Here is a 7,416-nt window from a genome sequence, read left to right as displayed (position 1 = left end):
GGCGACCTTGCCGTCGACGAAGACGTGCACGTAGTCGGGCTCGATGTAGCGCAGGATGCGGGTGTAGTGGGTGATCAGCAGGACACCCTTGCCCTCGCCCTCGCGGAAGCGGTTGACGCCGTCGGAGACGACCTTCAGCGCGTCGATGTCGAGGCCGGAGTCGGTCTCGTCGAGGACGGCGACCTTCGGGCTCAGCAGCTCGAGCTGGGCGATCTCGTGACGCTTCTTCTCACCACCGGAGAAGCCCTCGTTGACCGAGCGCTGCGCGAAGGTGGCGTCGAGGTTCATCTGCTCGAGCGTCGTGTTGACGTCCTTGACCCAGGTGCGCAGCTTGGGGGCCTCGCCGTCGATGGCGGTCTTGGCGGTGCGCAGGAAGTTCGACACCGAGACACCGGGCACCTCGACCGGGTACTGCATGGCCAGGAAGAGGCCGGCGCGGGCGCGCTCGTCGACGGACATCGCCAGGACGTCCTCACCGTCGAGGGTGACCGTGCCACCGGTGATGTTGTACTTCGGGTGACCGGCGATCGAGTAGGCCAGGGTGGACTTGCCCGACCCGTTCGGCCCCATGATCGCGTGGGTCTCGTTGTCGCCGATGGTCAGCGTGACGCCCTTGAGGATGGCCTTGGGGCCGTCCTCGGTGTCCACCGAGACGTGCAGGTCCTTGATCTCCAACGTGCTCATCTGTGTGTCTCCTTGTGAAAGTCTGGTCAGCTGGGGCGGACGCCGTTGAGCGTCGTGGCGGTGTCGACGTAGACGCCGTCCTCGCGGACTTCGGCAGCGAAGACCGCGATCGGCTCCGTCGCCGGGAAGCCGGTGGGCTTGCCGGTGCGCAGGTCGAAGCGGGAGCCGTGCAACCAGCACTCGATCTGGCAGTCCGACACCTCGCCCTCGCTGAGCGCCACGGCGGCGTGCGAGCAGAGGTTCTGCACCGCGAAGAACTCCTCGCCCTCGCGGCAGATCGCGAGGTCGAGCGGGCCGAGCGTGACCCCGAGGGCTTCGTCCTCGGGGACCTCGTCGGCGGCGCAGACGCGTTCGAAGGCCATCAGGCACTCACCTCGGCCACGTCCTTGAGGACGTTCTTGGCGAGCTCGGCCTCGACCGTCGACATCAGCTTCTCCTCCAGGGAGGGCACGCCGATCTTGCGGATGAGGTCGTTGAAGAAGCCGTGCACGACCAGGCGACGGGCCTCGGCCTCGTCGATGCCGCGCGAGCGCAGGTAGAACAGCTGCTCGTCGTCGAAGCGACCGGTGGCCGACGCGTGACCGGCCCCCTCGATCTCCCCGGTCTCGATCTCGAGGTTCGGCACCGAGTCGGCCTGGCAGCCGTCGGTGAGCACGAGGTTGCGGTTCTCCTCGTAGGTCTCGATGCCCTCGGCGACCTTGCGGATCAGCACGTTGCCGACCCAGACCGTGTGCGCACCCTGACCCTGCAGCGCGCCCTTGTAGACGACGTTGCTCTTGGTGCGGGGAGCGGTGTGGTCGGCGAAGAGCCGGTGCTCGAGGTGCTGGCCGGCGTCGGCGAAGTAGAGACCGAGCATCTCGGCCGCGCCACCGGGGCCGTCGTAGGAGACGTTGCTGTCCATCCGGACCACGTCGCCGCCGAACGAGATCGCCACGTGCTTGTACGTCGCGTCGCGACCGACCTTCGCCTCGTGGTGGGTCAGGTGGACGGCGTCGTCGGCCCAGTCCTGCAAGGAGATGACCGAGACCTGGGCGCCGTCGGCGACCTTGACCTCGACGACCTGGGCCAGCGAGGCGTGACCGGTGTGGTTCAGCACCACGACCGCCTTGGAGTGGGCACCGAAGCGCAGGGCCACGTGGCCGGCTTCGGTGACCTCGGCGTCGGAGCCGGAGAGGTCCACGACGATCGGCTCGCCGACCTCGAGGTCGGCGGGCACGTCGACGAGCAGGGTCGCCGGCACGTCGGCCAGGACGCGGGCCGCGAAGCGCGAGGCGGGCACGAGCCCGCTGATGCCGCGCAGGCCGCGGGCCTCGTCGCCGGTGACCTGCTCGACCCGCACGCCCTCGGGCGTGTTCCAGGTCGCGGCGGTGGTGCCGGTGGCGAACTCGGCGTCGGCCTGGAGCCCACGCAGCCGCTTCAGCGGCGTGAAGCGCCAGATCTCCTCGCGCCCGGTCGGGACCGCGTGGTCCTCCACCGAGAACGAGCCTTCGGGGTGCAGGTGCGACGAGATCGTGCCCGAGGGCGCGCTCTCGACCGCCCCGGCGACTGCCGGGGTATCAGTGATCGTCATCAGCCGACCGCGCCTTCCATCTGGAGTTCGATGAGCCGGTTGAGCTCGAGGGCGTATTCCATGGGCAGTTCCTTGGCAATGGGCTCGATGAAGCCACGCACGATCATCGCCATCGCCTCGTCCTGCTCCATGCCACGGGACATGAGGTAGAAGAGCTGGTCGTCGGAGACCTTGGAGACGCTGGCCTCGTGACCCATCGAGACGTCGTCCTCGCGGATGTCGACGTAGGGGTAGGTGTCGGAGCGGCTGATCTGGTCGACCAGGAGCGCGTCGCAGAGCACGTTGGACTTCGAGCCGTGCGCGCCCTCGTTGATCTGGATCAGCCCGCGGTACGACGTACGGCCACCGCCGCGCGCCACCGACTTGGACAGGATGCTGGAGGAGGTGTTCGGAGCGGCGTGCACCATCTTGGCGCCGGCGTCCTGGTGCTGGCCCTCGCCCGCAAAGGCGATCGACAGCGTCTCACCGCGGGCGTGCTCGCCCATCAGGTAGACGGCCGGGTACTTCATGGTGACCTTGGAGCCGATGTTGCCGTCGACCCACTCCATGGTGGCGCCGGCCTCGCAGGTCGCGCGCTTGGTGACCAGGTTGTACACGTTGTTCGACCAGTTCTGGATCGTCGTGTAGCGGCACCGGCCGCCCTTCTTCACGATGATCTCGACGACGGCCGAGTGCAGCGAGTCCGAGGAGTAGATCGGCGCGGTGCAGCCCTCGACGTAGTGCACGTAGGCGTCCTCGTCGACGATGATCAGCGTGCGCTCGAACTGGCCCATGTTCTCGGTGTTGATCCGGAAGTAGGCCTGCAGCGGGATGTCCACGTGGACGCCCTTGGGCACGTAGATGAACGATCCGCCGGACCACACCGAGGTGTTCAGCGCGGCGAACTTGTTGTCACCGACGGGGATGACGGTGCCGAAGTACTCCTGGAAGAGCTCCGGCTGCTCCTTGAGCGCCGTGTCGGTGTCCAGGAAGAGCACGCCCTGCGCCTCGAGGTCCTCGCGGATCGAGTGGTAGACGACCTCGGACTCGTACTGAGCGGCGACACCGGAGACGAGGCGCTGCTTCTCGGCCTCGGGGATGCCCAGCTTGTCGTAGGTGTTCTTGATGTCCTCGGGAAGGTCGTCCCAGGTCGTCGCCTGCTTCTCGCTGGAGCGGACGAAGTACTTGATGTTGTCGAAGTCGATCGTCGACAGGTCCGAGCCCCACGTGGGCATGGGCTTGCGGTGGAAGAGCTTGAGGCCCTTCAGACGCAGGTCGAGCATCCACTGCGGCTCGCTCTTCTTGGCGGAGATGTCGCGCACGACCTCTTCGCTGAGCCCGCGCTTCGCCGTGGCGCCGGCGGCGTCGGAGTCGCTCCAACCGAAGTCGTAGCGCCCGATGCCCGCGAGCTCGGGGTTGCGCTCGTCAATGGTGGTCATGTGGTGACCTGCTCCTTCATCTGGGAGTTGTTCGGAATGCACGTGGTGCAGACCCCGTCGCCGTGGGCGATGGTGGCCAGCCGCTGCACGTGGCGGCCGAGGACGCGGCCGATGGCCTCTGTCTCGGCCTCGCACAGCTGGGGGAACTCGTGAGCGACATGGGAGACCGGGCAGTGCTGCTGGCACAGCTGGTCACCCATCGGGAGGGTCCGCACTGCGGCGGCGTACCCCTCGTCGGTGAAGACCTGGGCCAGTGCCTCGACCGGGGTCATCTCCGGGTGGTGCTCGAGCACTCCGTCGAAACGGTCCTCGATGAAGGCGACCCTGCGGTTCGCGAACTCGCGCACCGCCGACTCACCTCCGGTCTCGTCGAGGAAGCGCAGTGCCTGTACGGCGAGGTCGTCGTACTGCTGGTCGAAGCCTTCGCGACCGGCCTCGGTCAGGGCGAAGACCTTCGCCGGACGACCGCGTCCTCGAGACGTACTGCTGCGCGGCTCACGTGCCTCGAGGGCACCCTCGTCGATCAGCTGGTCCAGGTGCCGGCGGACAGCCGCCGGGGTCAGGTCCAGCCGCTCGGCGAGCGCCGCGGCGGTCGACGGACCGTTGACGAGGATCGACCGGACGACACGCTGGCGCGTCGGCTGGTCGGGTGCTCCGTCCCGGTTCTCGTCGAATTCCACAACACCAGTGTGCCGTTAATGCCCGACGCCCTTCAAGTAAGGCCAGCCTTACCCTCACTCGCCCGAGCGTGAACCGGCTGCGAGCGTCGGAACACAGCCTCTCTAGACTGGGTCGGTGCCCCCCGCCGCTCCCGCCGTCGTCATCGACGACCTCGTGATGCGGTACGGCGACAAGGTGGCCGTCGACTCGCTCTCACTGACCGTCGAGCAGCAGTCGATCACGGCGGTCCTCGGGCCCAACGGTGCCGGCAAGACCACGACACTCGAGACCTGCGAGGGCTACCGCACGCCCCAGTCCGGGCGCGTTCGCGTGCTCGGGCTCGACCCGACCAAGCAGCGTCGCGAGCTGCTCCCCCGGATCGGCGTGATGCTCCAGGGCGGCGGCGCCTGGAGCGGGGTCCGAGCCATGGAGATGCTGACCCACATCGCGCGCCTGCACGCCGACCCGCTGGACACCGAGATGCTGGCCGAGCGGCTCGGCCTCGCCAGCTGCGGCCGTACGCCGTACCGCCGACTCTCCGGCGGGCAGCAGCAGCGGCTCGGACTGGCGATGGCCGTGGTGGGTCGCCCCGAGATCGTCTTCGTCGACGAACCCACCGCCGGGATGGACCCGCAGGCGCGCCGCACCACCTGGGAGCTGCTCGAGGAGCTGCGAGCCGACGGGGTGACCGTCGTGCTGACCACCCACTACATGGACGAGGCCGAGCGGCTCGCCGACCGGATCCACATCATCGACCAGGGCCGGCTCATCGCCTCCGGGACGCCGCTGGAGCTCACCCGGGGTGGCCGCGCCGCCACGATCCGCCTGGTGGTCACCCGGCCCTTCCCGCCCGGCTCCCCCGCGTCCCTGCGTGCCTCACTGGGCGAGGCGACCGAGGTCACCCAGCTCGACGAGCGCAGCCTGTTGGTGACCGGGCCGGCCGACGGCTCGACGTTGGCGAAGGTGTCGCGCTGGTGCGAGGAGAACGACGTGCTGCCGGAGTCGCTGACCCTGGGACAGCGCAACCTCGAGGACGTCTTCCTCCAGCTGACCGGACGGGGGCTCGGCGCATGAGCGGCACCTTCACCCCGAACCCCGGCGCAGCGCCGCTGACCCGGCAGATCGCCGCCCAGGCCTCGATGGAGGCCCGCCTGATGCTGCGCAACGGCGAGCAACTCCTGCTGGCCGTCGTGATCCCGGTGATCGTGCTGGTCGGCGGGGTCCAGGGCGCGCACCGGGTGGGCCTGAGCTTCTCGCACCCGGCGGTCGACGTCTTCGCTCCCGGCGTGCTCGCGCTGGCCGTGATGTCCACCGCCTTCACCTCGCTGGCGATCGCCACCGGCTTCGAGCGCCGCTACGGCGTGATCAAGCGTCTCGGCTCCTCACCACTCCCCCGGGCCGGCCTGCTCGGCGGCAAGATCGTGGCGCTGCTGGCCATCGAGGTCCTGCAGGTGGCGGTGATCTCCGGCGTCGCGCTGCTGCTGGGCTGGTCGCCGCACCCGAACGCCCTCGGCGCCCTGCTGGCGGTGATCCTCGGCACGGCCGCCTTCGCCTCGCTCGGCCTCTTCGTCGCCGGCGTGCTGCGCGCCGAGGCGACTCTGGCCGCGGCCAACCTCGTCTACCTGCTGTTGATGGCGGGTGGGGCGGTCGTGCTGCCCTCCACGGCGTACGGCGCCGCCGGCTCGGTCGTGCAGTGGCTGCCCTCGGGCGCCCTGGGTGACGCGATGCGCGATGCCCTGATCGACGGGCGCACCAACGTGACCGACCTCGTCGTGCTCGCCTGCTGGGCGGTGCTGGGCACGTTCCTGACCGCAAGGACGTTCAAGTGGGAGTGATCACCCGAGCCCTCCGAGCCACCATGGATCGCCTCGAGCCGCGGCTCGTGCCGCTCGCCTGGGCGACCCTGGTTGCGAACGCCACGCTCGTGGTGACCGGCGGGGCTGTCCGGCTCACCGCTTCCGGCCTGGGGTGCCCCACGTGGCCCCGCTGCACCTTCAACTCGATGACCCCCGAGACCGACGAGCTGACGATCCACGCCGCGATCGAGTTCGGAAATCGCTTGCTCACCTTCGTTCTGGTGGCGATCGCCGTCGCCACCGTCCTGGCTGCCTGGCGCAGCCCGACGATCGGCGTGCGGCGGCTCTCGGTGGTGCTCGCCTTGGGCATTCCCGCGCAGGCGATCCTCGGTGGCGTCACGGTGCTCACCGATCTCAATCCCTGGGTCGTCTCCGGGCACCTGCTGGTCTCGCTGGCCATCATCGGCCTGGCGGTGCTGCTCCTACGGCGGCTCGGCGTGGGCGGCCCGATCCCGCAGGAGCCCGGAGCCTCACGGCTGGGCACGCTCGCCTGGGCCACCTTCGCCGCGACCTGGGTGGTGCTCTATCTAGGCACTGTGGTCACTGGCTCCGGTCCACACGCCGGCGACCCCGATTCCCCGCGCAATGGGCTCGACCCGCAGCAGTTCAGCCAGCTGCACGCGGACGCTGTCTTCCTGTTGGTGGGCCTCACCTTGGGACTGGTGCTCGCGCTCCGAGCCAGTGGCGGCGCTCCACTTGCCCTGCGCGCGGCGGTCGCTCTGCTCGTCATCGAACTGGCCCAGGGGGCGATCGGGTTCGTGCAGTACTACACCGATCTGCCGATCCTGCTCGTCGGACTGCACATGCTGGGGGCTGCCCTGATCTCGGCGAGTGTCACCTGGACCTTGATCCGGGTGCGCGAAGGCGCCTGAACCTCCCGGACATGGCGGTGGGGTCGACCCACACCCCCGTCGGCGGGCCGACCCGCACCATCAGGTCAGACGCACGGGCGAGCCGCTCGGTTGTCCGGGGAGCGAGGAGATCTCTCAGCGGCTGATCAGCGGGTCGAGAGCGACGGCCACGAAGAGCAGCGAGAGGTAGAGGTTCGAGGAGTGGAACAGCCGCATCGGCTGGATCACGCTCAACACGTCGGAGGTCTTGGTGCGGCCCCACATCCGGTGTGCCTCGACCAGGAAGATCACGCCCAAGACCCCGGCCACGATCGGGTAGAAGATCCCGGTGCCGGCCACCGGCCACAGCAGCAGCGAGGTGGCCACCATCACGTAGC

Annotated in this window: 8 protein-coding genes and 1 pseudogene; 3 read left to right on the top strand and 6 right to left on the bottom strand. The window is 69.1% G+C overall.

The window, feature by feature from the left end; translation table 11 throughout:
• From sufC to ABZE72_RS14570, 5 genes are all read right to left on the bottom strand, one after another.
• Positions 1–684, bottom strand: a 684-nt coding sequence (gene sufC / locus ABZE72_RS14590; RefSeq protein ID WP_372729761.1) for a Fe-S cluster assembly ATPase SufC, incomplete at its 3' end; no start/stop codon positions are given.
• Between the two features lie 26 nt (positions 685–710).
• A complete protein-coding gene (locus ABZE72_RS14585) occupies positions 711–1,046 on the bottom strand; it encodes a non-heme iron oxygenase ferredoxin subunit (RefSeq protein ID WP_372729760.1) in 336 nt (111 codons plus the stop codon).
• Positions 1,046–2,254, bottom strand: coding sequence for a Fe-S cluster assembly protein SufD (gene sufD, locus ABZE72_RS14580; protein ID WP_372729759.1), 1,209 nt, complete (start codon positions 2,252–2,254; stop codon positions 1,046–1,048). The genes ABZE72_RS14585 and sufD overlap by 1 nt, the downstream gene beginning before the upstream one ends.
• Positions 2,254–3,672 (bottom strand): Fe-S cluster assembly protein SufB, encoded by a 1,419-nt coding sequence (gene sufB / locus ABZE72_RS14575; RefSeq protein WP_372729758.1) that lies wholly within the window; start codon positions 3,670–3,672, stop codon positions 2,254–2,256. The genes sufD and sufB overlap by 1 nt, the downstream gene beginning before the upstream one ends.
• Positions 3,669–4,352 carry a helix-turn-helix transcriptional regulator gene (locus tag ABZE72_RS14570; RefSeq protein WP_372729757.1) on the bottom strand — a complete coding sequence of 228 codons (684 nt, stop codon included), beginning with the start codon at positions 4,350–4,352 and terminating at the stop codon, positions 3,669–3,671. The genes sufB and ABZE72_RS14570 overlap by 4 nt, the downstream gene beginning before the upstream one ends.
• 115 nt (positions 4,353–4,467) lie before the next feature.
• Between ABZE72_RS14570 and ABZE72_RS14565 the strand changes: the two genes are divergently transcribed.
• From ABZE72_RS14565 to ABZE72_RS14555, 3 genes are read left to right on the top strand one after another with little or no spacing between them, the layout of a single operon-like run.
• Positions 4,468–5,406, top strand: a complete 939-nt coding sequence (locus ABZE72_RS14565) for an ABC transporter ATP-binding protein (protein WP_372729756.1) — start codon at positions 4,468–4,470, stop codon at positions 5,404–5,406.
• Positions 5,403–6,167, top strand: coding sequence for an ABC transporter permease (locus ABZE72_RS14560; protein ID WP_372729755.1), 765 nt, complete (start codon positions 5,403–5,405; stop codon positions 6,165–6,167). Before ABZE72_RS14565 ends, ABZE72_RS14560 begins: the two co-directional genes overlap by 4 nt.
• 23 nt (positions 6,168–6,190) lie before the next feature.
• Entirely contained in the window at positions 6,191–7,060 is an 870-nt protein-coding gene (locus ABZE72_RS14555) for a heme A synthase (RefSeq protein WP_372729754.1), read from the top strand.
• A 114-nt stretch (positions 7,061–7,174) separates the two neighbouring features.
• Here ABZE72_RS14555 and ABZE72_RS14550 read toward each other — a convergent pair.
• Positions 7,175–7,416 (bottom strand): annotated as a pseudogene (locus ABZE72_RS14550) (protoheme IX farnesyltransferase); the annotation flags it as partial.

It is taken from the genome of Nocardioides sp., assembly GCF_041600255.1.
In the GTDB taxonomy this organism is placed as follows: domain Bacteria; phylum Actinomycetota; class Actinomycetes; order Propionibacteriales; family Nocardioidaceae; genus Nocardioides.
Note: the sequence above shows the minus strand (reverse complement) of the source record. Positions and strands in the feature narration are given on the sequence as shown.

Bases quoted from the DNA above. Each gene is read 5' to 3' on its own strand.
- sufB (WP_372729758.1), bottom strand. From the start codon at position 3,672: ATGACCACCATTGACGAGCGCAACCCCGAGCTCGCGGGCATCGGGCGC.
- ABZE72_RS14585 (WP_372729760.1), bottom strand. From the start codon at position 1,046: ATGGCCTTCGAACGCGTCTGCGCCGCCGACGAGGTCCCCGAGGACGAA.
- ABZE72_RS14555 (WP_372729754.1), top strand. From the start codon at position 6,191: ATGGATCGCCTCGAGCCGCGGCTCGTGCCGCTCGCCTGGGCGACCCTG.
- ABZE72_RS14560 (WP_372729755.1), top strand. From the start codon at position 5,403: ATGAGCGGCACCTTCACCCCGAACCCCGGCGCAGCGCCGCTGACCCGG.
- sufD (WP_372729759.1), bottom strand. From the start codon at position 2,254: ATGACGATCACTGATACCCCGGCAGTCGCCGGGGCGGTCGAGAGCGCG.